The organism is Pseudomonas sp. MWU13-2105, assembly GCF_023242315.1.
Classification (GTDB): domain Bacteria; phylum Pseudomonadota; class Gammaproteobacteria; order Pseudomonadales; family Pseudomonadaceae; genus Aquipseudomonas.
Window position 1 is genome coordinate 1 of the sequence record NZ_JALLIY010000076.1, and the last position, 713, is coordinate 713.

Annotated in this window: 1 protein-coding gene; it reads right to left on the minus strand. The window is 55.8% G+C overall.

The window, feature by feature from the left end:
* Nucleotides 1-650 (minus strand): DDE-type integrase/transposase/recombinase (locus M5B96_RS32360; RefSeq protein ID WP_248801229.1); only part of this gene is annotated, 650 nt, incomplete at its 3' end.
* Nucleotides 651-713: the final 63 nt, after the last annotated feature.

The following is a 713-nucleotide window of genomic DNA, read 5'->3' on the forward strand; positions in this document are numbered from 1 at the left end:
TGCCCGCCGAAACGGTGGGTAGCCCCGTTTCGGTACCTAGGCTGCTCAGTAAACGCAGCTCCGTTATCAGTCAGCACCGTATGAATTTTGTACGGAAAGGCATCAACGACTTCCCGCAAAAAAGCGGCGCCATTGCGTTTCGTCGCCGCATCGAAAAAAGCCACATAGGTAAATTTGGTGACTCGATCGATAGCGACGAACAAATGCCGTTTGCCATGCTCCAGGCGTAGCTCGGAACTATCGATGTGCAGATAGCCCATCTCAACCGGTGAAAACTTTCCACGCTTGGTTGCGTTGATGGTGCTGGGCCGTTGGCTGATGCCATGACGAACCAGGCACCGGTGCAGGGCGCTGCGACTCAGTTGGGGAAGGCTCTCGTGGAGATGCCCCAGCATGTCGTCCAACGGCAGCATCGTGCGACGGCGGAAGTCGACCACCATTGCCTCTTCCGACACAGTGAGGCAGGCACTACTGGGCTTGGCAGGCCCCATTCGTGAGTCTTGGGTTGTTGATCGAGCTCGCCACTTGGCAACAGTTTTCACGTTCAATCTGTAGCGAGTGGCAAGCTTTCGATTCGACTCTTGCGACGCTTGGAGCTCGGCTCTAATTCGCGGCGTCGTTCGGGCTGAGCCATGGATACGTCCTTCCAAAATGCATCCTCCTTTTGAGGGGTTAAGGATGCACCATGACTTTCCGGGACTGAACACCTAGGC